General features: G+C 62.7%; 24 protein-coding genes. 13 read left to right on the top strand and 11 right to left on the bottom strand.

Annotation, left to right across the window (positions count from 1 at the left end):
- The first annotated feature begins 107 nt into the window (after nt 1–107).
- Together GEV39_RS20665 and GEV39_RS20670 are read left to right on the top strand one after the other, a co-directional pair.
- Nucleotides 108–473 (top strand): PilZ domain-containing protein, encoded by a 366-nt coding sequence (locus tag GEV39_RS20665; protein ID WP_173891054.1) that lies wholly within the window; start codon nt 108–110, stop codon nt 471–473.
- Nucleotides 474–733: 260 nt separating this feature from the next.
- Nucleotides 734–2254, top strand: coding sequence for a nucleobase:cation symporter-2 family protein (locus tag GEV39_RS20670; RefSeq protein WP_029886890.1), 1521 nt, complete (start codon nt 734–736; stop codon nt 2252–2254).
- Between the two features lie 191 nt (nt 2255–2445).
- Here GEV39_RS20670 and radA read toward each other — a convergent pair whose 3' ends face one another.
- Complete coding sequence (gene radA / locus GEV39_RS20675) at nt 2446–3816, bottom strand: DNA repair protein RadA (protein ID WP_009681282.1); 1371 nt, start codon at nt 3814–3816, stop codon at nt 2446–2448.
- Nucleotides 3817–3992: 176 nt separating this feature from the next.
- Between radA and mscL the strand changes: the two genes are divergently transcribed.
- Complete coding sequence (gene mscL / locus GEV39_RS20680) at nt 3993–4412, top strand: large-conductance mechanosensitive channel protein MscL (protein ID WP_029888025.1); 420 nt, start codon at nt 3993–3995, stop codon at nt 4410–4412.
- A gap of 194 nt (nt 4413–4606) precedes the next feature.
- On the opposite strand, the gene GEV39_RS20685 is transcribed toward mscL, so the two are convergent.
- Complete coding sequence (locus tag GEV39_RS20685; RefSeq protein WP_173891055.1) at nt 4607–5383, bottom strand: ferredoxin--NADP reductase; 777 nt, start codon at nt 5381–5383, stop codon at nt 4607–4609.
- A 214-nt stretch (nt 5384–5597) separates the two neighbouring features.
- Here GEV39_RS20685 and GEV39_RS20690 point away from each other — a divergent pair, with 214 nt between their 5' ends.
- The gene (locus GEV39_RS20690; RefSeq protein WP_173891056.1) at nt 5598–6305 is read left to right on the top strand and encodes an autoinducer binding domain-containing protein; all 708 of its coding nucleotides are present in this window, start codon (nt 5598–5600) and stop codon (nt 6303–6305) included.
- Nucleotides 6306–6401: 96 nt separating this feature from the next.
- The gene (locus GEV39_RS20695) at nt 6402–7526 is read left to right on the top strand and encodes a methyltransferase (RefSeq protein WP_173891057.1); all 1125 of its coding nucleotides are present in this window, start codon (nt 6402–6404) and stop codon (nt 7524–7526) included.
- A gap of 116 nt (nt 7527–7642) precedes the next feature.
- Here the strand turns inward: GEV39_RS20695 and GEV39_RS20700 are convergent, their stop codons facing one another.
- From GEV39_RS20700 to GEV39_RS20710, 3 genes are read right to left on the bottom strand one after another with little or no spacing between them, the layout of a single operon-like run.
- Nucleotides 7643–7798 (bottom strand): DUF2474 domain-containing protein, encoded by a 156-nt coding sequence (locus tag GEV39_RS20700; protein ID WP_173891058.1) that lies wholly within the window; start codon nt 7796–7798, stop codon nt 7643–7645.
- Nucleotides 7799–7807: 9 nt separating this feature from the next.
- Nucleotides 7808–8815: a cytochrome d ubiquinol oxidase subunit II gene (gene cydB / locus GEV39_RS20705; RefSeq protein ID WP_173891059.1), complete on the bottom strand. Its 1008-nt coding sequence runs from the start codon at nt 8813–8815 to the stop codon at nt 7808–7810.
- 3 nt (nt 8816–8818) lie between these two features.
- On the bottom strand, nt 8819–10255 hold the full coding sequence (locus GEV39_RS20710) for a cytochrome ubiquinol oxidase subunit I (protein ID WP_173891060.1): 1437 nt from the start codon (nt 10253–10255) through the stop codon (nt 8819–8821).
- 344 nt (nt 10256–10599) lie between these two features.
- On the opposite strand from GEV39_RS20710, the gene GEV39_RS20715 reads away from it, so the two are divergent.
- From GEV39_RS20715 to GEV39_RS20735, 5 genes are all read left to right on the top strand, one after another.
- A complete protein-coding gene (locus GEV39_RS20715) occupies nt 10600–11820 on the top strand; it encodes an MFS transporter (protein WP_054912342.1) in 1221 nt (406 codons plus the stop codon).
- 190 nt (nt 11821–12010) lie between these two features.
- Nucleotides 12011–13306: an NCS2 family permease gene (locus GEV39_RS20720; protein WP_009682260.1), complete on the top strand. Its 1296-nt coding sequence runs from the start codon at nt 12011–12013 to the stop codon at nt 13304–13306.
- Nucleotides 13303–14388: a tRNA (uridine(54)-C5)-methyltransferase TrmA gene (trmA, locus tag GEV39_RS20725; RefSeq protein WP_054912341.1), complete on the top strand. Its 1086-nt coding sequence runs from the start codon at nt 13303–13305 to the stop codon at nt 14386–14388. Before GEV39_RS20720 ends, trmA begins: the two co-directional genes overlap by 4 nt.
- Nucleotides 14389–14446: 58 nt before the next feature.
- Nucleotides 14447–15343 carry a LysR family transcriptional regulator gene (locus tag GEV39_RS20730; RefSeq protein ID WP_173891061.1) on the top strand — a complete coding sequence of 299 codons (897 nt, stop codon included), beginning with the start codon at nt 14447–14449 and terminating at the stop codon, nt 15341–15343.
- 112 nt (nt 15344–15455) lie between these two features.
- Entirely contained in the window at nt 15456–15890 is a 435-nt protein-coding gene (locus GEV39_RS20735) for a cupin domain-containing protein (protein WP_173891062.1), read from the top strand.
- 35 nt (nt 15891–15925) lie between these two features.
- Here the strand turns inward: GEV39_RS20735 and pcaG are convergent, their stop codons facing one another.
- A complete protein-coding gene (gene pcaG, locus GEV39_RS20740) occupies nt 15926–16531 on the bottom strand; it encodes a protocatechuate 3,4-dioxygenase subunit alpha (protein ID WP_009682256.1) in 606 nt (201 codons plus the stop codon).
- A gap of 10 nt (nt 16532–16541) precedes the next feature.
- A complete protein-coding gene (gene pcaH / locus GEV39_RS20745) occupies nt 16542–17261 on the bottom strand; it encodes a protocatechuate 3,4-dioxygenase subunit beta (RefSeq protein ID WP_009682255.1) in 720 nt (239 codons plus the stop codon).
- A gap of 225 nt (nt 17262–17486) precedes the next feature.
- Here pcaH and ypfJ point away from each other — a divergent pair, with 225 nt between their 5' ends.
- Together ypfJ and GEV39_RS20755 are read left to right on the top strand one after the other, a co-directional pair.
- Nucleotides 17487–18380 carry a KPN_02809 family neutral zinc metallopeptidase gene (ypfJ, locus tag GEV39_RS20750; protein ID WP_009682254.1) on the top strand — a complete coding sequence of 298 codons (894 nt, stop codon included), beginning with the start codon at nt 17487–17489 and terminating at the stop codon, nt 18378–18380.
- Between the two features lie 243 nt (nt 18381–18623).
- Complete coding sequence (locus GEV39_RS20755; protein ID WP_173891063.1) at nt 18624–20543, top strand: methyl-accepting chemotaxis protein; 1920 nt, start codon at nt 18624–18626, stop codon at nt 20541–20543.
- A gap of 132 nt (nt 20544–20675) precedes the next feature.
- On the opposite strand, the gene ggt is transcribed toward GEV39_RS20755, so the two are convergent.
- The 3 genes from ggt to mdaB all read right to left on the bottom strand — a co-directional run bounded on the left by ggt (nt 20676) and on the right by mdaB (nt 24070).
- Nucleotides 20676–22343 carry a gamma-glutamyltransferase gene (gene ggt, locus GEV39_RS20760; protein ID WP_173891064.1) on the bottom strand — a complete coding sequence of 556 codons (1668 nt, stop codon included), beginning with the start codon at nt 22341–22343 and terminating at the stop codon, nt 20676–20678.
- Between the two features lie 117 nt (nt 22344–22460).
- Nucleotides 22461–23357: a LysR family transcriptional regulator gene (locus GEV39_RS20765; protein ID WP_173891065.1), complete on the bottom strand. Its 897-nt coding sequence runs from the start codon at nt 23355–23357 to the stop codon at nt 22461–22463.
- Nucleotides 23358–23479: 122 nt separating this feature from the next.
- Nucleotides 23480–24070, bottom strand: coding sequence for an NADPH:quinone oxidoreductase MdaB (mdaB, locus tag GEV39_RS20770; RefSeq protein WP_173891066.1), 591 nt, complete (start codon nt 24068–24070; stop codon nt 23480–23482).
- 163 nt (nt 24071–24233) lie between these two features.
- On the opposite strand from mdaB, the gene GEV39_RS20775 reads away from it, so the two are divergent.
- Nucleotides 24234–24548, top strand: a complete 315-nt coding sequence (locus GEV39_RS20775) for a putative quinol monooxygenase (RefSeq protein WP_054905836.1) — start codon at nt 24234–24236, stop codon at nt 24546–24548.
- On the opposite strand, the gene GEV39_RS20780 is transcribed toward GEV39_RS20775, so the two are convergent.
- Nucleotides 24538–25302: a sulfite exporter TauE/SafE family protein gene (locus GEV39_RS20780; RefSeq protein WP_173891067.1), complete on the bottom strand. Its 765-nt coding sequence runs from the start codon at nt 25300–25302 to the stop codon at nt 24538–24540. The genes GEV39_RS20775 and GEV39_RS20780 overlap by 11 nt on opposite strands.
- Nucleotides 25303–25374 lie beyond the last annotated feature (72 nt).

Genomic DNA, 25374 nt, shown 5'->3' on the forward strand with positions numbered 1-25374 from the left:
CGGCATTGCCACACTTGCTTTGGTCTAGAGCCTCTGCGGCCAGATTGCAGTACCTGATGCACAAACCCTTCATCACCTGATCAGGATGCCACCCGAGGGCCTTACCCATGAGCGATCACGACGAACGTAGGCGTTTCCAGCGAATCTGCTTCGACGCCCCTACCAAACTTCACCAAGGCTCCCGATGCTGGTCTTCCAAGCTGCTGGACATTTCGCTCAAGGGGCTGCTGGTGGAACGCCCGCAGCAATGGGATGCCGACCTGAGCCAGAACTTCGACGCAATCATTACGCTGGACGAGCAAACGCAGGTGACCATGCAGGTCGAACTACGCCACGAAGAGCAGACCCAGCTAGGTTTCATTTGCCTATACATCGATGTCGAATCGATGACCCATCTGCACCGTCTTGTGGAATTGAACCTGGGTGACGGCACCATAATGATGCGTGAGCTGCGGGAATTGATCGAAGAATGAAATCTCTTAGCTAGCTAAGGGCCTTCCCACTTTGTGTTTCCTGTCTACTCAGACAGCTTTAGGCCTGGGTAGCAGGACTTTGTACACACCCCTCTAGTACCGCTTTAAACAAGTTGGTACGGCTCATGCATTGGGTTTTAGCACACCCTGATGCGGCACTTGTGCGCGCTCCGATCAAAATATTGTATACAATTCTTGTGGCAATCGATCATGGGAAGTGTCTACAGTAGCGCCACAACAATAAACAGAGAGCCTGCTCCATGACTACGTCCCCTAGCACGTCTCCCGCTCAACGCCCCGAGGACGAAAACCTCGGGCTGGGCGCTAACCTGGCCTATGGTCTGCAACACGTGTTGACCATGTACGGGGGGATCGTCGCGGTGCCCCTGATCCTGGGGCAGGCCGCTGGCCTGAACGGTGGCGAAATCGGCATGCTGATCGCCGCCTCGCTGTTTGCCGGTGGCCTGGCCACCCTGCTGCAGACATTGGGTCTGCCGTTTTTCGGCTGCCAGCTACCGCTGGTGCAGGGCGTGTCGTTCGCGGGCGTGGCGACCATGGGCGCCATTCTCAGCAGCGAAGGTGGCGGTGGCTTGCCGGGGGTGCTCGGCGCGGTCATGGCGGCATCGCTGATCGGCTTTCTGATTACCCCGGTGTTCTCACGCATTACCAAGTTCTTCCCGCCCCTGGTGACCGGTATCGTCATCACCACCATCGGCCTGACCCTGATGCCGGTCGCCGCGCGCTGGGTAATGGGCGGCAACAGCGCTTCGCCCGAGTTCGGCAGCGTGGCCAATATCGGCCTGGCGGCGCTGACCTTTGCCATTGTGCTGCTGCTGAGCAAACTGGGTAGCGCGAGCATTTCGCGGCTGTCGATCCTGCTGGCCATGGTGGTCGGCACATTGATCGCCTGGGCGCTGGGCATGGCCGACTTCAGCAAGGTCACCGAAGGCCCGATGTTCGCCTTCCCCACGCCGTTCCATTTCGGCATGCCCGAGTTTCACATCGCCGCCATCCTGTCGATGTGCATCGTCATCATGGTGACCCTGGTGGAAACCTCGGCCGACATCCTTGCCGTGGGTGAGATCATCGACACCAAGGTCGACTCCAAGCGCCTGGGCAACGGCCTGCGTGCCGACATGGCGTCGAGCATTCTGGCGCCGATCTTCGGCTCGTTCACGCAAAGCGCATTCGCCCAGAACGTCGGCCTGGTGGCCGTTACCGGCGTCAAGAGCCGTTATGTGGTGGCTACCGGTGGCCTGATCCTGGTGGTCCTCGGCCTGCTGCCGATCATGGGCCGGGTCATTGCCGCTGTCCCTACCCCGGTACTGGGCGGTGCAGGGATCGTGCTGTTCGGCACCGTGGCAGCCAGTGGTATCCGCACTTTGTCCAAGGTCAGCTACAAGAACAACGTGAACCTGATCATCGTCGCGGCCTCGCTGGGCTTCGGCATGATCCCGATCGCCGCGCCGACCTTCTACCACCAATTCCCGAACTGGTTCGAGACCATTTTCCACTCGGGCATCAGCTCGGCGGCGATCATGGCCATCCTGCTGAACCTGATCTTCAACCACTTCACCACCGGCAACTCGGAAAACCAGTCGGTGTTCGCTGCGGCCTACGAGCGCACCATCCAGTATTCGGACATTTCTGCACTGCGCGATGGCGACTACTTCAAGGATGGCAAGTTGTTCGATGCCGAGGGTAACGAGGTACCGATGCTGGAGCTGGACGAGCATGGCAACGAAACGGTCAGACGCCCTGCGGCGGTGGCCGAGCATTGAGGGTTGCCTGAGCGGTGAGGTGGGGGGCCGATGCGCATCATCGGCCCCCTTTTTCGTTTGCCTGGGCTGACCCTATCGCCGGCAAGCCAGCTCCCACAGGGCTCGCATCAGGGCTCGCAGCTGCTTGCCACAAGATGGGCAGAACCTGTGGGAGCTGGCTTGCCGGCGATAGGGCCAGAACAGGCTACAAATTATTCGAACAATGCATCCAGGGCCTGCTCCAGCCGGGTCACGGCAATGACCTGCAGCCCCGCTGGCGGCTCCTTCGGTGCATTGCCCTTGGGCACGATCGCCCGCTTGAAGCCGTGCTTGGCCGCTTCCTTCAAGCGCTCCTGCCCGCTTGGCACCGGGCGTACCTCGCCCGACAAGCCGATCTCGCCGAACACCAGCAGGCCGTGGGCCAGTGGCCGATTGCGCAGGCTGGACATCACCGCCGCCAGCAGCGCCAGGTCCGAAGCGGTTTCCAGCACCTTGACCCCGCCCACCACATTGAGGAACACGTCCTGGTCGTGGGTGGGTATGCCGCCGTGGCGGTGCAGTACCGCCAGCAGCATGGCCAGGCGGTTCTGGTCCAGGCCCAGGGTGACCCGGCGCGGGTTGGCCAGGTGGCTGTCGTCGACCAGCGCCTGCACCTCGACCAGCATGGGCCGGGTGCCTTCCCAGGTGGCCATCACCACGCTGCCCGGCACTTCTTCCTGGGTACGGTTGAGGAAGATCGCCGACGGGTTGGATACCTCCTTCAAGCCACGGTCGGTCATGCCGAACACGCCCAGCTCGTTGACGGCGCCAAAGCGGTTCTTCACCGCCCGCAGCAAGCGCAGGCGGCCGTCGGACTCGCCCTCGAAATACAACACGGTATCGACCATGTGCTCCAGCACCCGCGGGCCGGCCAGCGAGCCCTCCTTGGTGACGTGGCCGACCAGGAAGATGGCCGTGCCGCTTTGCTTGGCATAACGCACCAGCAACGCCGTGCTTTCACGCACCTGGGCAACACCACCAGGGGCTGACTGCAACTGCTCGGTGAAGATGGTCTGGATGGAGTCGATCACCATTACCCGCGGCTTTTCGACACGTGCTGTGGCAATGATCGTCTCGATGCAGGTTTCGGTCATGACCTTGAGCTTGTCCTGGGGCAGGCCCAGGCGGCGCGAGCGCATGGCCACCTGTTGCTGCGACTCCTCGCCAGTGACATACAGTGCCGGCATGCCCACGGCGATATTGCACAGGGTCTGCAACAGAATGGTCGACTTGCCGATGCCGGGGTCGCCACCGATCAGCACCACCGAGCCATCTACCAGGCCGCCACCCAACACACGGTCGAGCTCGGTGCTGCTGGTGGTGAAACGGGGGATCTCCTCGACGCTGACTTCTGCCAGGGTCTTGATCTGTGCCTGCTGCCCGGTCCAACCGGCGCGGCCACTGCTGGGCGCAGCGGCACCGCCGCTTTCGATCATGGTTTCGACCAGGGTGTTCCAGGCCCCGCATTCACCACACTGGCCGGCCCATTTGGGGAAGGTCGCGCCGCACTCGGTGCAGCCATACATGCGCTTGGCCTTGGCCATGGGTTGGGGTCTCCTGGAAAAATCGCCATGATAGCCGAGCCGCACGTGCCTCGAGCGCTTCGGGATGCGACAAAACTATTCGTTCTAACCGCAGTCAGTTGCCCTGAACACAACGCATGAAGCGTTCAAGTGGCTTACACTGCGTTTACCTCACCTTTTGTTACAAGGATCTAAACATGGGCATGCTCAATGAGTTCAAGGCCTTCGCGGTCAAAGGCAACGTCGTCGACATGGCGGTTGGTATCATCATCGGCGCAGCCTTCGGCAAGATCGTCTCGTCCTTCGTCGGCGACGTGATCATGCCTCCGCTGGGCCTGTTGATTGGTGGTGTGGATTTCAGCGATCTGGCCATTACCCTGAAAGCCGCTCAAGGTGATGTACCGGCGGTGGTGCTGGCCTATGGCAAGTTCATCCAGACCGTGATCGACTTCCTGATCGTGGCCTTCGCCATTTTCATGGGCGTGAAGGCCATCAACCGGCTCAAGCGTGAAGAGGCCGTGGCACCGACTGCCCCGCCAGTGCCTACCCCCCAGGAAACCCTGCTGACCGAGATTCGCGATTTGCTCAAGACGCAGAACCAGAACCGCCTGCCTTGAGTTTGCCGGGCAGTCCAAGTTGGATGTAGGAGCGGTTTTACCCGCGAATGCGGTGGCGGCTGCAATGGTGAATGGCCAGAAAATCTTGGTCACGGGCCGGGCCTCTTCGCGGGTGAACCCGCTCCTGCAACGGGCCGTGTCGATCCGCTGATGGGGGCACATCACCGGCAGCGCCGGTGCCCAGGCCCAGCGCCTTACCAGTAATTCTCAACCGCCACCTGGCCAGGCCGCTTGCTCAGGCTCAGTTGCAGGTCGCGCGCCTTGAGCACCTTGCGTGTTTCGTCGATCATCTGCGGGTTGCCGCACAGCATCACCCGCGAATGCTCGGGGGACAGTGCCAGCCCCGCCGCCCGCTCCAACTCACCGTTCTCGATCAGCGTGGTAATGCGCTGGTTCAGCGCACCTGGGTGCTGCTCGCGGGTGACCACCGGAATGAACTGCAACTTGCCGGCGAATTCGGCCAGATAATCGCGCTGTTCCAGGCCGGCAATTTCATCCACATAAGCCAGCTCCCTGGCCTCGCGCACCGAATACACCAGCTTGATGCTGTCGAACCGCTCCCAGGCCTCGAAGTCCTGCAGGATCGACATGAACGGCGCAATGCCGGTACCAGTAGCCAGCAGCCACAGGTCGCGGCCGCCGACGAACCGGTCGAGGGTGAGGAAGCCAAACGCCTGGCGGTCTATCAGCAAGGTATCGCCTGCCCCCAGGCGGCTCAGCTCACTGGTGAACTCACCGCCCGGCACCACGATGGAGAAGAAATCCAGGTGCTCGTCATGGGGCGCACTGACCATGGAATAGGCGCGCCATACCACGCTGCCATCGGCCTTGGTCACGCCCAGGCGGGCGAACTGGCCGGAACGGAATCTGAACCCGGCATCGCGCGTAACCCGCAGGCTGAAGAGGTTCGGCGTCAGCGGCTGAACATCGAGCAGGGTCTGGCGGGTGAACTTGTCGGCGCTAGCGGTCATATCGGGCTCCAGGGTTGGCGTATGCACAGTGTCGCCTAAAGTGCTCGGGATAAAAACCACCGCTTTGTAGGGCCTCACGCCAGATGACGGTCTGAAAGTCGCAGAGAATGCTATTGGCTATAGCAAAAAAACCCAACACGACAGTAGGTCTTTTCCTACACTAGTCCTGATTCTCAAACGGATTGGATCCTAGGCCGCCCCAGGAGTTTTTCAGATGCTTCACTGGAAACCTGAACATCTTGACGCGTTCGTCAGCGAGCGCAGCCCAAAGAAGCTGTTCAACATCGCAGTGCATCTGGCGCAGGACCTGGCGATGCAGTACCTGGGACTGAAAATCCGCATTCAGATCGCGACGCAGACGCCCAGGATCTACCTGTACAGCAATTATCCCGATGAATGGATCAGACGTTATCAGCACGACGACTTCTACAAGCAGGACTGCGCCGCCCACCTCAGCCACCAGTCGACCATGCCGGTGCTGTGGACTGACGACCTCTATCGTGAGGCCCCACACTTTCGCGAAGCGGCCTGCGAGCACGGCCTGCGTCACGGCTGGACGCAGTCGCTGCACGACCTGCAACACAACGAGAGCCAGATCAGCGTAGCCCGCCCGGCGGGCAGCATCGACATCAACGAACTCTACGACAAGGCAGGCAGTGTGCAGTGGCTGTGCCACACGCTGCATGCCGTGCTCGGCGAACACCACCTGAACGCGTTGTGCCCGCCACAACCGAAGATGAGCGCGCGTGAGCTGGAAGTGCTGAAATGGTCCGCCGCTGGCAAGACCGCTGCCGACGTTGCCTGCATTCTGTCGTTGTCGCAAAGCACGGTGAATTTTCATATTCGCAGCGTGATCACCAAGACCAACGCCGCCAACAAGGCTGGCGCCATTGCCATTGCCGCGCTGCGCGGCTGGATCTGACCTTCAAATCTGCGACCGGGGGCAAAGCCCTGTAGAATCGCCCGGCAAAGCCCGGGGCGAACCGCAACGGGCAGTTTCATACCCGAGCCAGACGCCATGCCCCTGTTGACCACCCCTTACGCCGAACTCGACCTGATCCGCCAGCCCGAACAGGCCAACGACCCTTTGCAGGCTTTCGATGCCGCCGACGAATACCTGCTCGCGCAGTTGCACGCGCAGGCACCTGACGCCAACTGCCGGGTGCTGGTGCTCAACGACAGCTTCGGCGCCCTGGCCGCCAGCCTGGCTGGCAAGGTGCAGGTGACCAGCAGCGGCGACTCCCACCTGGCGCACATGGCCCTGGAAAAGAACTTGGCGCGCAATGGCCTGCCGTTCGACAGCGTGCCGTTCGTGCCTGCCAGCGAGCACTGGCAGGGCCCGTTCGACCGGGTGCTGCTGCGCGTGCCTAAAACCCTGGCCCTGCTCGAAGAGCAACTGATCCGCCTGCAGGGGCAGCTGGCCCCCACTGCGCAGGTGATTGCCGGGGCAATGGTCAAGCACTTGCCACGCGCGGCCGGTGACCTGTTGGAGAAGTACATCGGCACGGTGCAGGCTTCGCTGGCGCAAAAGAAGGCCCGCCTGCTCACCGCGACGCTGGCAGAGCGGCCCCTGGCCCGCTCGCCCTACCCTAGCCGTTACCACCTGGACACGCCGGCGCTGGAATTGCTCAACCATGCCAACGTGTTCTGCCGTGAAGGCCTGGATATCGGCACCCGGGCGTTCCTGCCGCACCTGCCACGCGACCTCGGCCAGGCGCGGGTAGCAGACCTGGGCTGTGGCAACGGGGTGCTGGCCATTGCCAGTGCCCTGGCCAACCCGGATGCCGAGTACACCTTGGTCGACGAGTCGTACATGGCGGTGCAATCGGCACGGGAGAACTGGCGCGCCGCCTTGGGCGAACGCCCGGCCACCTTCGAAGCGGCCGACGGCTTGGCCGGGGTCGAGAAACAGTCGCTGGATGTGGTGCTGTGCAACCCGCCGTTCCACCAGCAACAGGTGGTTGGCGATTTTCTTGCCTGGCGCATGTTCCAGCAGGCTCGCGAAGCGTTGGTGGTGGGCGGGGCCCTGTACATCGTGGGCAACCGCCACCTGGGCTATCACAGCAAGCTGGCGCGGTTATTCCGTGGGGTGGAGCAGGTAGCGGCTACGCCCAAGTTTGTAATCCTCAAAGCGCGCAAGTAAGCCTGTACCGGCCCTATCGCCGGCAAGCCAGCTCCCACAGGTACTGCACAAGGCTCGAGGCATATGCGACCCTGTGGGAGCTGGCTTGCCGGCGATAGGGCCAACGCAGGCTGACCTTAATGGGTGGTCAGGCCAGCAGCCCCCATGAACATGCGCATCACCCAGGCCGCCACACCCAGTGCGGCCACGCTCAACGCCCAGATCAGCACCAGCCAACCCAGCCGCTGCCACAGCGGTTTCTTCTCTTCCAGGCCATGCTTGCCAGCCATCATGCGCGCCTCCTAGTGATAGCCGTCTTCATGGGTCACCTTGCCGCGGAACACGTAGTAGCTCCAGAAGGTATACCCAAGGATGAACGGCAGGATGAACAGTGTGCCAACCAGCATGAAGCCCTGACTTTGTGCTGGCGCTGCGGCATCCCAGATCGAGATCGACGGCGGGATGATGTTCGGCCACAGGCTGATGCCCAAGCCGCTATAGCCAAGGAATATCAGCACCAGCGTGAGCAGGAACGGCGTGTAGTGCGCGTTGCGGGCCACGGCCTTGAGCAAGCCATAGAACGTCACCAGCACCAGCAACGGCACGGGCATGAACCACAGCAGGTTAGGCATGCTGAACCAGCGGTCGGCGATCTGCGGGTAGGCAATCGGCGTCCACAGGCTGACGATTCCGATCACCACCAGGAGCACCAGCGCCAAGGGCCGGGCGATTTCGTGCATTTTCTGCTGCAGCGGTCCTTCGGTCTTCATGATCAACCAGGTGCAACCCAGCAGCGTGTAGGCCACGATCAGCCCCGCCCCGCAGAACAGGCTGAATGGGGTCAACCAGTCGAGGGTGGCCCCGGCAAAATGCCGGTCGACCACTTTGAACCCTTCCAGGAACGCGCCCAGGGCCACACCCTGGAAGAAGGTGGCGATCAGCGAACCCCAGATGAATGCCTTGTCCCAGATGTGCCGCTTGCGGGCGGTGGCCTTGAAGCGGAATTCAAAGGCCACCCCCCGGAAGATCAAGCCGATGAGCATCAGGATCAACGGCAAGTACAACGCTTCTAGCACCACCGAGTAGGCCATCGGGAAGGCCCCGAACAGCCCGGCCCCCCCGAGCACCAGCCAGGTTTCGTTGCCGTCCCACACCGGGGCGACGGTGTTCATCATCACATCACGGTCATGCTCGCCCTTCACGAACGGGAAGAGCATGCCGATGCCCAGGTCGAAACCATCCATCACTACGTACATCATCACGCCGAAGATGATGATCACCGCCCAGATCAGCGGAAGGTCGATACCCATGGCTCAGTTCCCCTTGTTCAGGCTGGCGGTGTTGGCCTCGTGGCCATCATCGGCGGCGGACAGCGGCCGCGCCGGGGTGCGTTTGGTGCCGGGGCCACCCGGGTTGATTTCATCACCCTCACCGGTCTGCGGGCCCTTGCGCACCAGGCGCAGCATGTAGCCAAGGCCGGTGCCGAACAGGGCGAAATACACCACCACGAACGCCACCAGGGTAAAGCCAAGCTGCGCATAGCTGTGGTTGGACACCCCGTCTGCGGTGCGCAACAGGCCGTACACCACCCAGGGCTGGCGGCCAATTTCAGTGGTGAACCAGCCGGCCAGCAGCGCTACCAGGCCGGAGGGCCCCATCCACAATGCCATGTGCAGGAACGGCCGCGAGGTGTACAGCGTGCCGCGCTTGCGTAGCCAGAGGCTCCACAAGCCAACGAAGATCATCAGCAGACCCAGGCCGACCATGATGCGGAACGACCAGAACACGATGGTCGAGTTGGGCCGGTCTTCGGGCGGGAAGTCCTTCATCGCCGGCACCTGCTTGTCCAGGCTGTGGGTCAGGATCAGGCTGCCAAGCGCCGGGATCTCAAGCTTGAAGCGGGTGGTTTCGGCCTGCATGTCAGGAATGCCGAAAAGGATCAGCGGCGTCGGCTCACCGGGCACGTTCTCCCAGTGGCCTTCGATCGCGGCGATCTTCACCGGTTGGTGCTTGAGCGTATTGAGGCCGTGGAAGTCGCCGATCACCGCCTGGATCGGGGCGACGATCAGTGCCATCCACATGGCCATCGACAGCATCTTGCGCACCGCAGGGTTGTCCCGCCCGCGCAGCAGGTGCCAGGCCGCCGAGGCGCCGACGAAGAACGCGGTAGACACGAACGCAGCCGTGGCCATGTGCATCAGGCGGTACGGGAACGAGGGGTTGAACACCACGGCCAGCCAGTCTACCGGCACTACCCGGCCATCGATGATTTCGTGGCCTTGCGGGGTTTGCATCCAGCTGTTGGAGGCCAGGATCCAGAAGGTGGACACCAGCGTACCCAGTGCCACCATCAGCGTGGAGAAGAAGTGCAGCCCTCGGCCGACACGATTCCAGCCGAACAGCATGACCCCGAGGAAACCGGCTTCGAGGAAGAAGGCGGTGAGCACCTCGTAGGTGAGCAGTGGGCCGGTTACCGCGCCGGCGAAGTCGGAGAAGCGGCTCCAGTTGGTACCGAACTGGTAAGCCATGACCAACCCCGAGACCACCCCCATGCCGAAGTTCACCGCGAAGATCTTCGACCAGAAATGGTAGAGGTCGCGGTAAACCTGATTGTGGGTGCGCAACCACAGGCCTTCGAGCACCGCCAGGTAGCTGGCCAGGCCAATGGTGATGGCCGGGAACAGGATGTGGAACGACACGGTAAAGGCGAACTGCATTCGGGCGAGCTCGAGGGCTTCTATTCCGAACATGGTGCTTCCTCTTCAGATAATCCGGCGTACGGGCTCGTGGCACCGTCGCCCACTGCCCCCACTGGGTCGAGTACGGCGCGTTGGAATTGTTCTGTTCGATCGCAGGGATTCCGGCCCACTGGGCCCATTCGTTAGTTCTGGAACGATTGATCCAGATCAACGACTGATTGGAAGCATAGTCCTGAATGCACGGTTGGGCCGTGCGGTGGATTGCCGCGTGACCGGTTGCCCCACCCGCTTTCATGGCGCGCGAAAAAGTGCCGAGCCGGGCAAACAGTAACTGTTTGTTACAAACAGATGATACGCTGCGCGCCCCTCCACTGCGCCGAGGCCCCAGGGTTCCGATGTCCGATTCCGCACCGCAGTTGTTGCGCCAGCACCGCCCGTTTCTAGCCTTCTGGCTGGCCCGGGTGTTTACCGCCAGTGGCTTTCAGATGCTCACCGTGGCCATTGGCTGGCACCTCTACCAATTGACCGGCAATGTCCTGGACCTGGGCCTGGTAGGTCTGGTCGAGTTCGCCCCCAGGGTACTGTTCATGCTGCACACCGGGCATGTCGCCGACCGCTATGACAGGCGCAAGGTCGCAGCGCTGTGCCAGAGCTTGCAGGGGCTGATTGCCCTGGCATTGGCCGTGGGCAGCGCCACCGACAACGTTACCCGGGAACTGATCTTTGCCCTGGCCTTCCTGCTGGGCGCCACGCGCTCATTCGAAATGCCAGCCACCCAGGCGCTGCTACCCAACGTGGTACCGCCAGGGCTGTTCCCACGGGCGGTGGCCGCTTCAGCCTCGGCCACCCAGTCGGCGACCATCGTCGCCCCGGCGGTGGGCGGCTTTCTGTACGCCTTTGGCAGCATCTGGGTGTATGGCCCCACGGTGGCCCTGTACGCCATCGCCTGCATCCTGACCCTGAGCCTGCAGGCACGCGGCCAGGTTACCCAGCGTGGGCGTGCGAGCATCGAGTCGCTGCTGGCAGGGATCCGCTTCATTCGTAGCCGCCCGGACATTCTTGGGGCCATTTCGCTGGACCTGTTCGCTGTGCTGCTGGGCGGTGCCACGGCGCTGCTGCCGGTGTTCGCCAAGGACATCCTGCTCACAGGCCCACTGGGCCTGGGCCTGTTGCGCTCGGCGCCAGCGGTGGGGGCGTTGCTGATGTCGCTGTGGCTCGCGCGTTTTCCATTCGAGCGCAATGTCGGGCGGACCATGTTCACCGCAGTGGGTATTTTTGGCGTGGCTACCATTGCCTTCGGCCTGTCCACCTCGTTCTGGTTTTCGCTGGCGGTGCTGGTGGTACTGGGCGCGGCAGACATGATCAGCATGGTCATCCGCAGTTCGTTCGTGCAACTGGAAACCCCCGATGAGATGCGCGGGCGGGTGAGCGCGGTGAACGGGCTGTTCATAGGTGCCTCAAATCAGCTCGGCGAGTTCGAGTCGGGGGTGACCGCGCACTGGTTTGGCACAGTGCCGGCAGTGGTGATGGGTGGGGTGGGCACGTTGCTGGTGACCGGGGTATGGATAAAACTGTTCCCTACACTGGCCAAGCGGGATCGGTTGCACAGCGGTTGATGGGTTGCCGGCCACAGGGCCAATACAGGCTACAGCGAACCCATTCCCCAACGGCCATAGGCCACCGCCGAGCATGCTGGTATGATGCGCGGCTTTTTTCCGCCCCACACAAAACCACGGCAAGCGGTACGGTCTGTGCTTTGCTGTTGGGGTCGATACATTCGTGGCGCCGGGCGCCTTGGGAGCGGGAATGCTGGAAAGGCTGTTTCAACTAAAAGCACACAACACCAACGTGCGCACCGAGATTCTTGCGGGCGTCACCACCTTCCTGGCCATGGCCTACATCCTGTTCGTCAACCCGAGCATCCTCGGCGAGACCGGCATGGACAAGGGGGCGATCTTTGTCGCCACCTGCCTGGCAGCCGCCATCGGCTCCACCACCATGGGCCTGATCGCCAACTACCCGATCGCCCTGGCCCCGGGCATGGGCCTGAACGCGTTCTTCACCTATACCGTGGTGCTGCACATGGGCCACACCTGGCAAGTGGCGCTGGGTGCGGTGTTCCTGTCGGCGGTGATGTTCTTCCTGCTGTCGATCTTCCGTATCCGTGAGTGGATCGTGAACAGCATTCCGCTGCCGCTGCGCTCGGCGATTGCCGCCGGCATCGGCCTGTTCCTGGCGCTTATCGCCCTGCATAATGCCGGCATCGTCGTCGATAACCCGGCAACCCTGGTGGGCTTGGGTGACCTCAAGCAGCCGGCCCCGATTCTCGCCACGCTGGGCTTCTTCCTGATTGTCGGCCTGGAAGCACTGAAAGTGCGCGGCGCCGTACTGATCGGCATCCTGGCGGTGACCGTCGCGGCGATCGTGATGGGCGTGACGCCGTTCGGCGGCATCGTCTCCATGCCGCCATCGCTGGCCCCGACCTTCCTGCAGCTGGATATCGCCGGCGCGCTGGATGTGGGCCTGGTAAGCGTGATCTTCGCCTTCCTGTTCGTCGATCTGTTCGACAACTCCGGCACCCTGATCGGCGTGGCCAAGCGCGCCGGGCTGATGGGCAAGGACGGCCACATGCCGAAAATGGGCCGTGCACTGATCGCTGACAGCACCGCGGCCATGGCCGGTTCGCTGCTGGGCACCTCGACCACCACCAGCTACATCGAATCCGCTGCCGGCGTCAGCGCCGGTGGCCGTACAGGCCTGACGGCCATCGTGGTCGCCGTACTGTTCCTGTTGGCGCTGTTCTTCGCACCGTTGGCCGGCAGCGTGCCGGCCTTCGCCACGGCCCCGGCGCTGTTGTTCGTCGCGGTGCTGATGGCCTCGGGCCTGGCGGAGATAAACTGGGACGACGTTACCGAAGCCGCACCGGTGGTGGTGACGGCCCTGGCCATGCCGCTGACCTACTCGATTGCCAACGGTATTGCCTTCGGCTTCATCGCCTGGACTGCAGTCAAGCTGATTTCCGGCCGCTATCGCGACCTGAACCCAGCGCTGGTGATCCTTTCCATCCTGTTCGTCATCAAGCTGGGCTGGTTCAACGCATGAGTGCTGCTTTCGACCCCTCCTCCTACGCCACCCAGCTGGACGCCAAGGTCGCCCGGCTGCGCGAGCTGCTGGCACCGTTCGGCGCACCAGAGCCGGCTGTTTTCGACTCGCCACGCGAGCACTATCGCCTGCGCGCCGAGTTTCGCCTGTGGCGCGAGGATGGCCAGCGCCACTACGCCATGTTCGCCCCGGGCGAGAAGCACAAGGCGATCCTGATCGACGACTTCCCGATTGCCAGCCTGCGCATCAACGAACTAATGCCGCGCCTGAAGGCCGCCTGGCAGGCCAGCGAAGCACTGGGCAACCGCCTGTTCCAAGTGGAGTTCCTTACTACCCTGGCTGGCGACGCCATGATTACCCTGTGCTACCACCGCCCGCTGGATGAGGCCTGGGAAGTGGCTGCACGGCAGCTGTCCGAGGCGCTGGGCGTGAGCGTGATTGGCCGCTCCAAAGGCAAGCGCCTGGTGATCGGCCGCGACTACGCGGTGGAAAAACTCGACGTGGCTGGCCGTGTGTTCAGCTACCGCCAGCCAGAAGGCGCGTTCACCCAGCCTAACGGTGCCGTGAACCAGAAGATGCTGAGCTGGGCGTTCGAGGCAATGGGCGAGCGTGAGGACGACCTGCTGGAGCTGTATTGCGGCAACGGCAATTTCACCCTGCCACTGGCCACCCGCGTGCGCCAGGTGCTGGCCACCGAGATCAGCAAGACGTCGGTCAATGCCGCGTTGAGCAACCTCGACGAAAACGCTGTGGATAACGTGCGGCTGGTGCGCTTGTCGGCTGAAGAGCTGACCCAGGCGCTGAACGAGGTGCGGCCGTTCCGCCGGCTGGAAGGCATTGACCTGAAAGCCTATGACTTCGGTACGGTGTTCGTCGACCCGCCGCGTGCGGGTATGGACCCGGATACCTGCGAGTTGACCCGGCGTTTCGAGCGGATCCTGTACATCTCGTGCAACCCGGAAACGCTGGCGCAGAACATCGCTCAGCTGCAAGATACCCACCGTATCGAACGCTGCGCGCTGTTCGATCAATTCCCGTACACGCACCATATGGAAAGCGGCGTGCTGCTGGTCCGGCGCTGATCCGCGCTGCACTGGGGCCTGGCTGGCCCCAGCGCAGCTTGCCAGGAGAGTGATGCCGATGGACCAGTTCAGTGCCATGCAGTCTTTCCGCCGGGTGGTCGATCTCGGCAGTTTCAGCGCCGCTGCCAGTCAGGCGGGGGTCTCGCATACCGTCCTGTCACGCCAGGTAAAGCAGCTTGAACGCCACCTCGGCGCGCAATTGCTCACCCGAACCACGCGCCGCTTGCACCTCACCGAAGCCGGCGCATTGTTCTATCGCCATTGCGTGCAGATTCTCGAACAGATGCAGGCAATGAGCTTGGAATTGTCGGAGCATCAGCAACAGCCCACTGGCACCTTGCGCCTGGGCGTGGCCACAGCCTTTGGTGAACTGGAGCTGGGTCGCTGGCTACCGGATTTCGTCGAGCGCCATCCCCTGTTGCAGATCGAGCTGCACTGCAGCGACCGCTTCGTCGACCTTCTCGAGGCGCAAATTGATGTCTGCTTGCGGGTCACCGACCAGTTACCGAACTCCAGCCTGGTGGCGCGCCGGCTGACGGGCAGCGAGGTGTTGCTGGTAGCAGCCCCGGGTTATCTGCAGCGAAACGGCACACCGGCTACGCCCGATGAACTGACTGGCCACCCCCTGCTCGGCTATAGCCAGCTACCCCACCCACAGCGCCTGCAACTGACTAACACCCAAGGCGAACAGCGCGACATCCTCATGCCCCAACGCCTGAGTGCGAATTCGCCGATGGCCCTGCGCGCTGCCGCCATAGGCGCCCTCGGGATCGCCAGCTTCGACCGCTTCATCGTCCACGATGCCCTGCAGAACGGGCGGCTGGTACCGGTGCTGGAAGGCTGGAAACTGCCAGCACGCACGCTTTACGCGGTTTATCCACAGAGCCGCTACCTGCCGCCCAAGGTGCGAGCATTGCTGGATTACGTACAGGCGTACTATTCACAAGCGAAGTGAGAATATTGATTTGTGCGTAATTGACACAAGTCATGGCTAGTTCTGCCCGTATTTGTGCCCTCAACCGTGAGTTAGCCTCTTGTTGATCATCACTCAACAAAGGTACTCCAGCATGAAAGCAGTGCAGGCATTCATCGCAGCGTTGGCACTCGGCACCCTGGCAGTTGGCGCCAACGCGGCACAACCAATCGTTTCAGTCACCGACCACACGGCCTTGAACTGGCAGGACGTGCCCAATACCAATGGCGCTGTCAGCTTCGCCAACGTTGAGGGCGATATCTTCGGCAAGGGGCCCTACTCGGCCTATGTGAAATTCAGCAAAGGGACCGACAACGGCCTGCACCAGCACAGCCAGGCACTGCCGACGGTCGTGCTGAAGGGGACCTTCTATGCGGTGATCGACGGCAAGCGCATCGAGTACCCGGCAGGCGCCTATTACAACCTGCCGGCCGGGTTGATACATGAAAGTGGCTGCACGGCGGCTGCCGATTGCCTGCTGTTTCAACATCAGGCCGGTGCGTTCGACCTCAAACCCGTTGCAGGCTGAGGCATCGGGGCCGCTTGGCGGCCCCGACGTTTACATCAAAAGTCGAAGAACACCGTCTCGCCTTCCCCCTGAATACGGATATCAAAGCGATACGCCGTTTTCCCGTCCACTTCACAACGCTTGGCAATCAGCGTCTCGCGGCGCTGCGGCTGCTCAATCAGGTTGAGCACCGGGCACTTGGCATTGAGCGGCGCTTCATCATCGAAATACAGGCGCGTGTGCAGGTGGATGTTGATGCCACGGGCAAACAGGCTGATGTTGATGTGCGGCGCCATTGGTACGCCAGCGGCATTGTTCACCACGCCGGGCTTGACCGTGTACAGCGTCCACTCACCGGCGTCGAAGGTGGTGGCGGTGCGGCCGAAGCTGTTGAACGCGTTTTCCAGGTTGTAGGCATCCTGGTACTCGCCGTTGGCGTCGGCTTGCCACACTTCCAGGAACGAGTCGCGCACCAGGTGGCCGTTGCCGTCGTAGACATGGCCGATCAGCTGAATGTGCTCACCCGGGGCGTCGGGCTTGGCCAGGCGGTTCCAGATTTCCTGGTCACGGGTAGGGTTGCCGGCCGCTTCCAGGGCCAGGCCGATGTGCACGTAGGGGCCGGCAGTCTGCGAAGGGGTTTCCGGCAGCAGTTCGATTGGCATGGCGGGGTCCTCAGCAGTTTTCGAAGTGGGTCTTGCGCTGGCCGCGCAGCACGATGTCGAAGCGGTAGGCCAGGCAGTCCATCGGGTTGGCGTTGCTCATGTCGAGCTTGGCAATCAACTGCTGCACGGCTTGCGGGTTGGCGATCGACTTGACGATCGGGCACATCGGGATCAGCGGGTCGCCTTCGAAATACAGCTGGGTGATCAGCTTGGTGGCGATCGACGGGCCGCTGATGGCGAAGTGGATGTGCGCTGGGCGCCAGTCGTTCGGGCCGTTGCGCCACGGGTACGGGCCCGGCTTGATGGTGCGGAAGCTGTAGTAGCCGTCACGGTCGGTCAGGCAGCGGCCGACACCGCCGAAGTTGGGGTCCAGCGGTGCCAGGTAGCGGTCGTTCTTGTGGCGATAGCGGCCACCGGCGTTGGCTTGCCACATTTCCACCAGGGTATTGGGCACAGGCTTGCCGTACTGGTCGACAACGCGGCCGGCAACGATGATGCGCTCACCGATCGGCAGGCCACCGTTGTTGAAATTCAGCAGCAGGTCGTGGTCGTGGGCACCGAAGCCCAGGTGGGAAAAATCCGGGCCGGTGGTTTCGCTGATCGACTGCGGAATGCTGACCAGCGCCTGGCGCGGCGAGCGCGCAACGGAGGTCTTGTAGTCGGGGGTGAGGGCTTTGGGGTGCCAGTTGCGATCACGGATCACGAAGCGGCTGTTGTCCTGGGCGGGCATGCCGGTTTCCTCTCTTGGAATTATGGAGATGCGCAGGCGGGCTTATTGAACCCTTCGCGGGCAAGCCCGCTCCTACATACAGTTTCCGGCATGTCGCGCGCGGTGAATATTGAAATGAGGCACTTAAAACATATCCATTTGGTTATGCATGAGCACCTGCACCTGACACCAACCGCGGTCGTGAACTAATCTTTTACTTCTTGTTTCACGCTCGGGAGAGCACTCATGGAATGGCGAAAAGGCCGACGCAGCGACAACGTGGTCGATGCCCGGGGCGAAGGTGGCGGTGGGGGCGGCATGCGCTTTGGCGGCGGCAAAGGCCTGGGCCTGGGGGCGATCCTGCTGATCGTCGGCATCGGCTGGTTGACCGGGCAGGACCCGTTGCAGATCCTCGGCCAGCTGGCCGGCCAGGTGGAGCAGCAGCAGACCCAGACGGCGCCAAGCGGTGCCGGCGCCAAGGCGCCACCGGCCAACGATGAGCAGGCCCAGTTCGTGGCCTCGATCCTGGGCGATACCGAGGACACCTGGAAGGCGTTGTTCGCCGAAGCAGGCAAACAGTACCGCGACCCCAAGCTGGTGCTGTTCAGTGGCCAGGTGAATTCGGCCTGCGGCGCTGCCTCTGCGGCCGTGGGGCCGTTCTATTGCCCGGCCGACCAGCGTGTGTACCTGGACATGTCGTTCTTCCGCGAAATGGAAACCCGTTTCGCCGCGGCCGGCGACTTTGCCCAGGCCTACGTCATCGCCCACGAAATTGGCCACCACGTACAGACCTTGCTGGGGGTTTCGGCCAAGGTCGACGCCGCCCGCCGTAGTGGTCAGCGCATGGAGGGCGACAACGGGTTGCTGGTACGCCAGGAACTGCAGGCGGACTGCCTGGCGGGTGTCTGGGCCTACCAGGCACAGAAGCGCCTGAACTGGCTGGAGCCGGGCGATGTAGAGGAGGCGCTGAACGCTGCCAACGCCATTGGCGATGACCGCCTGCAACAGCAAGGGCGCGGCCGTGTGGTGCCGGACTCGTTTACCCATGGCACCTCGGCCCAGCGCGTGCGCTGGTTCAAGACCGGGTTTGCCGAAGGTGAAGTGGACCGCTGCGACACCTTCAGTGCCCGTAGCCTCTGATACCTCGCCAACAGACTGCTGCGTCACCGCTGGAACCCTGGGGCCGCTTCGCGGCCCTTTCCGACCGGTCCGGCGCACCGGCAACGCCGCGCCTACCAAAATGCGCACGCTGTTATTGCTGAAAAAGCGTTTCAGCTTCCCGCAGCATTGCCGATAACCCCTGCATGAATCAGCGGGCATCCAGAACAATAACGCCTGGCGATCGAACATCAAAAGAGCGAAAACTATTTCTGGAGTGCGTGCATGAACAGCTGGTTTGCCAACATCAGCGTCAACCTCAAACTCGGCCTGGGCTTCGGCCTGGTGCTTGTCCTCACCGGCCTGCTGGCCCTGACTGGCTGGACCAGCCTGGGCAGCCTGATCGACCGTAGCAACTGGATGAGCGACATCGGCCAGTTGAACAAAGACCTGACCGACCTGCGCGTGGCCCGCCTGCAGTACATGATCGCCAATGGCGACGATGCCGCGGCCGCCAACACCCAGGCCAAGCTGAACGCCTTCAGCAAGCAGCAGGCCTACTTGGCCAGTACGTTCAAAAGCCCCGAGAACGTCAAGCTGCTGGGTGAGCTGGGGGAAACCATCAGCGCCTACAAGCTGTCGCTGAACAAGATGCGCCAAGGCTACGACGCCACGCGCGCAGCGCGTAGCACCATGGACAGCTCGGCCGCCGGCGCCGACCAGGCCATGGACCTGTTGAGCCAGGAAGTCATGGCCCGCCCGGAAGCCGACAGCGTACGCCTGGCCCAGTACCAACTGATCAGCCAGGCGCGCCAGCAGTTGCTGCAGGTGCGCATCGACGTGCGCGGCTACATTGCCGACAACAGTGCCAGCAACGAGCAGGCCGCCCTGCGCCAGCTGGATGCGGCACTGGCCAATGTGGGCAACCTCAAACGCCAGATGCCGGGTGAAGGCACACGCCTGCAGCAACTGGAAAGCGCGGTACTGGCCTACCGTGATGCCGTACGCCAGTTCCGCGATGCAGTCGCCAGCATCACCACCGCGCGTGCGGAAATGACCGTACAGGGTGCCGATATCGTCAAGCGCAGCGATGCGCTGTACCAGATCCAGCTGCAGCGTCGCGACATCGAAAGCAGCCAGGCCCGCAGCCTGCAGGCCATCGCCACGCTGCTGGCGTTGCTGGTCGGCGTGCTGGGCGCGGTGTTGATCACCCGGCAGATCACCCGCCCGTTGCGCGAGACGCTGCTGGCGGTGGAAAAAATCGCCAGTGGCGACCTGACCCAGCAATTGCGCGTCACCCGCCGCGACGAATTGGGCGTGCTGCAGCAAGGCATCGCGCGCATGGGCACCACCTTGCGCGAGCTGATCAGCGGCATCCGCGACGGCGTGACCCAAATCGCCAGCGCTGCCGAAGAACTGTCGGCAGTGACCGAACAGACCAGTGCCGGGGCCAATAGCCAGAAGGTCGAAACCGACCAGGTGGCCACCGCCATGCACGAAATGGCCGCCACCGTGCAAGAAGTGGCGCGCAATGCCGAACAGGCTTCGCACGCCGCCACCGGTGCCGACGAACAGGCCCGCGCCGGCGACCGCGTGGTCGGTGAAGCGATCGGCCAGATCGAGCGCCTGGCCCAGGACATGCATCGCTCCACTGAAGCCATGAGCCTGCTGCAACAGGAAAGCCAGAAGATCGGCAGCGTGATGGACGTGATCAAGTCGGTGGCAGAACAGACCAACCTGCTGGCGCTGAACGCGGCGATCGAGGCGGCGCGGGCGGGTGAAGCCGGGCGCGGCTTCGCCGTGGTGGCCGATGAAGTACGCGGCCTGGCGCAGCGCACGCAAAAGTCCACCGAAGAGATCGAAGAGCTGATTGCCGGCCTGCAGCAGGGTACCCAGCAAGTGGCCAGCGCCATGCAAGGCAGCCGTACCCTGACCGACAGCAGCGTGGAACTGGCGCGCAAGGCCGGGGCCTCGCTGGAAAGCATTACCAGCACGGTGTCGGGCATTCAGTCGATGAACCAGCAGATTGCCGCGGCCGCAGAGCAGCAGAGTGCGGTGGCCGAGGAGATCAGCCGCAGCATCCTCAATGTGCGCGATGTGTCTGAGCAGACGGCGGCGGCCAGCAATGAAACGGCAGCGTCCAGCGTCGAACTGGCGCGCCTGGGTGGGCAGTTGCAGACGCTGGTCAGCCAGTTCCGCGTCTGACTGCAAGCCCCGGGGCCGCTGAGCGGCCCAGCGCCGGCAAGCCAGGCTGCCACAGTAACGGTCCAGGATCAGAAACAGCGCCGTACCTGTGGGAGCTGGCTTGCTGGCGATGAGGCCAGCACAGGCGACAGCTTATTTGACGATCATGCCCACTCCACGCCCCCGTGGATCAGAGGCAGTCTCCAGCTTTGCCCCGTCCACCCGGATCGCCTGGATATCACCCATCTCCCAGCCCTGGTCTTCCAGCACATACCCCATCTTCTTCAGGCCGTCAGCCACAGGCCCGGTCAACGGTGCATAGCTGTCGAAGTAGATGGTGTCCTTGGGCAGCAACTGATGGTGCACACGCTGCGCCGCCACCGCCTTGTCCAATGGCATGCCGTAGTCATACAGATTGTTCATCACCTGGAAGATCGAGGTAAAGATCCGCGAACCACCCGGGGTGCCGATCACCAGCTCGACCTTGCCGTCACGGGTCATCAGGCTGGGGCTCATCGATGACAGCATGCGCTTGCCCGGCTCGATCGCGTTGGCATCACCGCCGACTACGCCAAAGGCATTGGCAGCCCCCGGCTTGGCGCTGAAATCGTCCATCTCGTCGTTCAGCAGGAAGCCCGCCCCTTTCACCACCACGCCACTGCCGTAGTCGAGGTTGAGGGTGTAGGTGTTACTGACCGCGTTGCCGTGCTTGTCGACGATGGAAAAGTGCGTGGTCTGGTGCGGCTCCAGCCCGGGCTTGACCTTGTCAGTGTCGGAAATGGCTTTCGGGTTGACCTGCGCAGCGCGCTTGGCCAGGTAGTCCTTGGCCACCAGTTTATCCACCGGCACTTGGGTAAAGGCCGGGTCACCGAGATAGTCGGCGCGGTCGGCGAACACGCGTTTCTCGATCTCTGCCAGCAGGTGGATGTATTGCGCCGAGTTGTGCGCCACCCCCTTGAAGTCCGCCGCGCGGTCTTCCTTGATGCCCAGCAGCTGGGCCAGCGCTACCCCGCCGGAGCTGGGTGGTGGCGCGGTATACACCACGTTGCCACGCCAACTGACGGCCATCGGCTCACGCCATACGGCCTTGTAGTCCTGCAGGTCTTGTTTGGTGATCAGGCCCTTGTCGGCCTGCATCTGCGCCACCAGCAAATCGGCAGTCTTGCCCTGGTAGAACTCGCTGACGCCTTTGTCGGCGATGCGCTCCAGGGTCTGGGCCAGTTCGGGCTGCCTGAACAGCTCGCCAACCTTCATGTTGCCGAAGTAGTCGTTGAAGTTGGTCGCAGTCTTGAACATGCCCTGTGCATCGTTGCGGTACTGGTACTGCTTTTCCGCGACCTTGAAGCCATTTTTCGCATAGCCGATGGCCGGGGTCAGCAGCTCGCTCCAGGGCAGCTTGCCAAACTTGCGATGCGCCTCCCACAACCCCATTACCGTGCCGGGTACGCCAGCGGCGCGCACCCCGACCAGGCTGAGGTTCTCGATGACCTCGCCCTTGTCGTCCAGGTACATGTTGCGCGTGGCGGCCTTGGGCGCCACTTCGCGGTAGTCGAGGAAATACGGCTTGCCGTCGACGAACAGGGTCATGAAACCGCCGCCGCCGATATTGCCGGCCTCGGGATAGGTCACCGCCAGGGTGAAGGCCGTGGCCACGGCGGCATCGACTGCGTTGCCGCCCTTTTTCAGGATATCGGCGGCAACCTGTGCACCATATTGATCGGGGGCAGCCACTGCACCGCCTTCCAGATCAGCAGCGTAAACCGAGGAACAGCTCAGGATCGCGGCTGCGAGAGCCAGGTACTGAAACGGGACAATACGCATGACACTTCCTTGGTGTTGTTTTTGTCGAGCAGTTAGTAAGGCCGATGCGCCTCGACTGTGCAATCGACCGCCGGGCGTTTCGCCGCCCGTGGGCAGAATTTGTCGCGTTCAGGCAACTCAGCAGGCGTACATGGCCAGCTTGCGCTGGATGAAATCCAGAAAGCACTGAATACGCAGGGCCAGCTGCGTGTTGCGGTAGTACACCGCGTGAATCGGTTGCCGGTAACCGTTGTTGGCTTCACCCAACAGCACCTGCAAGCGCCCGCTGCGAATGTCTTCGTGGGTCATGAAATGCGACAGGCTGACGATGCCCTCCCCGGCCAGCGCCAGTTGGCGCAGGGTCTCGCCGCTGGAAGCGAGCAACGCGGGGCGGATGCCGAAGCGGTCACCCTGGGCATGGCGCAGCGGCCATTGGTTGAGCGAGTCGGGTTGGCTGAAGCCAAGCAGGCAGTGGTTGACCAGGTCCTCGACACGCTGGGGTGTACCATGCTGCGCCAGGTAGGCGGGGCTTGCCAGCACCTGCACCGGGCTGCAGCCGAGGCTGCGTGCATGCAGGCTGGAGTCGGCCAGTTCGCCGATGCGAATCGCCACATCGGTGCTGTGCTCCAGCAGGTCGATGATCAGGTCGTCGGTATTCAGCTCCAGCTCTATGCCCGGGTACTGGCGGCGGAACTCGCCGATCCACGGCACGATGGCATGCAGCATGAAAGGGGCGGCAGCGTTGATGCGCAGGCGCCCGGTAGGGGTCTGGCGGTTCATCGACAGGCGCTCTTCCATGTCGTCCATCTGCTGCAGGATCAACCGCGCGCGGTCGAGGAAAAAACGCCCTTCCTCGGTGAGGTCCATACGGCGGGTGGTACGATTGACCAGGGTGGTGCCGAGCTTGCCCTCCAGGCGTGACAAGGTCCGGCTGACGGCGGACGGGGTCTGGCCCATCTGCTCGGCAGCGGCGGAGATCGAGCCGCAATCGATGACGGCGACGAATACCTGGAGTTCTTCGGATCGGGTTTTCACATTCGGGCCTGTGATGGGTCTGTGCAAGGATCAGATAATCGCATGTACAGGCCAAGTGCGGCTGCTCCCACCTCACCTGTGGGAGCGAGCCAGCCCGAGAAGAGGCCAGTACAGGCAACCCATCACGCTGCCTTGCCGAACACCTTGTCCAGATGGGCCTCATAGGCTGCCAACGCCGCCGGCACATCTGGGCGCTTCATCACATCCGTTGCCAGGAAAGTCGGCAGGCCGGCCATGCCAAGGAACTGGTTGGCCTTGTGGAACGGGAAGTACACCGCATCCACGCCTTTGCCTTCAAAGAAATCGCTCGAGTCATCGAAGGCCTGCTGCGGCGCGTTCCAGGTCAGCGAAAGCATGTACTGCTTGCCGTGCACCAAGCCACCGCTGCCGTACTTCTGCGTGTGATCCGAGCGGGTGCGGCCATCGTTGGCGTACAGGCTGCCATGGCCTGCGGTGAACACTTCATCGATGTACTTCTTCACCGTCCACGGCGCGCCCATCCACCAGCCCGGCATCTGGTAGATGATCACATCGGCCCAGAGAAACTTCTCGACCTCGGCCTGCACGTCGTAGCCACCGTCGATGAACGTCTGCTGTACATCGAAACCGGCGCGGTCCAGGTGGGCGATGGCCGCTTCGTGCAAGGTCGTGTTGAGGCGGCCATCAGAGTGAGCGAACTGTTTACCACCATTGAGCAGAAGAATCTTTTTCATGCTGGCCTCCCCGGCCGAGTCAAAATTTGATGTCGGCAGGTTAGAGGTTCGCTGGGGCGGGATACAGAAGTCACCGGGCAAAATACAATTGACCAGAAGTCACGAATCAGCATCAAATTATTGCCGTAGAATCGGTTCACCGTCCCTCACCGAGTAGCGCCCCATGACTGAGCAGATCGCCTTCATTCTCAAAGCCAAGACCCGCCCGGAAATGGCTGATGCGTTCGAAAACCTGTTCCGCCCTTATGTCGAGCCAAGCCGCCAGGAGCCAGGTTGCATCGAGTACCACATGCTGCGCGACCAGCAGGACCCCAGCCTGTTCGTGTTTTTCGAAGTGTGGGCCGACCAGGCCGCGCTGGATGTGCATTCGGCCCTGCCGCACATGGCCGCCTTCTTCGAAAAACGCATGGACTACCTGGAGCGTGATTTCGATATCCAGCGGGTCAACATGCTCAGCGCATCCAGCGCTAACCGTTGATCAGCAAGTGGCCGCCCAGTGCGGCCAGGCCGATGAAGAAACAACGCTTGAACAGCAACGCGCTGATGCGCTGACGCAACCACTGCCCGGCCAGCATGCCGAGCAAGGCTGGCGCCAGCATCAGCAATGAAGCACCCAAGGCCTGGCCACCGAGGGCATCCTGCCCGGCCAGGCCAATAGCCAGTGCCAGGGTCGATACCGTGAACGACAGGCCCAGCGCCTGGATCATCTGCTCGCGGCTCAGGCCCAGGCTCTGCAAGTAGGGCACCGCAGGTATCACGAATACCCCGGTTGCCGCCGTGATTACCCCCGTCACCAGCCCGCACGCAGGCCCCAGCCAACGCTCGTGCGCCGCTGCCAAGTGCAAGCCCGGCCCAACCAGCCCGTACACCGCGTACGCCAGCAAGGCCGCACCCAACGCATGCGCGGCCCATGGCCCGCTGTCGATTCCCAGCCAGGCACTGCCCAGCAAGGTGCCAATGAAGATCAGCGCCAGCATCGGGCCCAGCCGCACCAGCAACGCTCGCAGGTACCCGCCGCTGGCCAACTGCCAAAGGTTGGTAAGGGTCGACGGCACGATCAGCAGCGCTGCAGCCTGCGCCGGAGGCATAGCCAGGCCCAGCAGGCCCATTGCGATGGTGGGCAGCCCCAGGCCGATCACGCCTTTCACTGCGCCGGCCAGCAGGAACGTCAGCACCACCAGCAGCGACAGAGCAGGGCCCATGTTGTGGTAGAAAGCGAGCAAGGTATTCATGGGCCGATAATGGCCCGTGGCGGGCAGGCTGAAAATCTGCCATACCCTTACCCAGACTCTTGCTAAGGCAGA

It is taken from the genome of Pseudomonas sp. NY5710, assembly GCF_013305665.1.
GTDB lineage: Bacteria > Pseudomonadota > Gammaproteobacteria > Pseudomonadales > Pseudomonadaceae > Aquipseudomonas > Aquipseudomonas juntendi.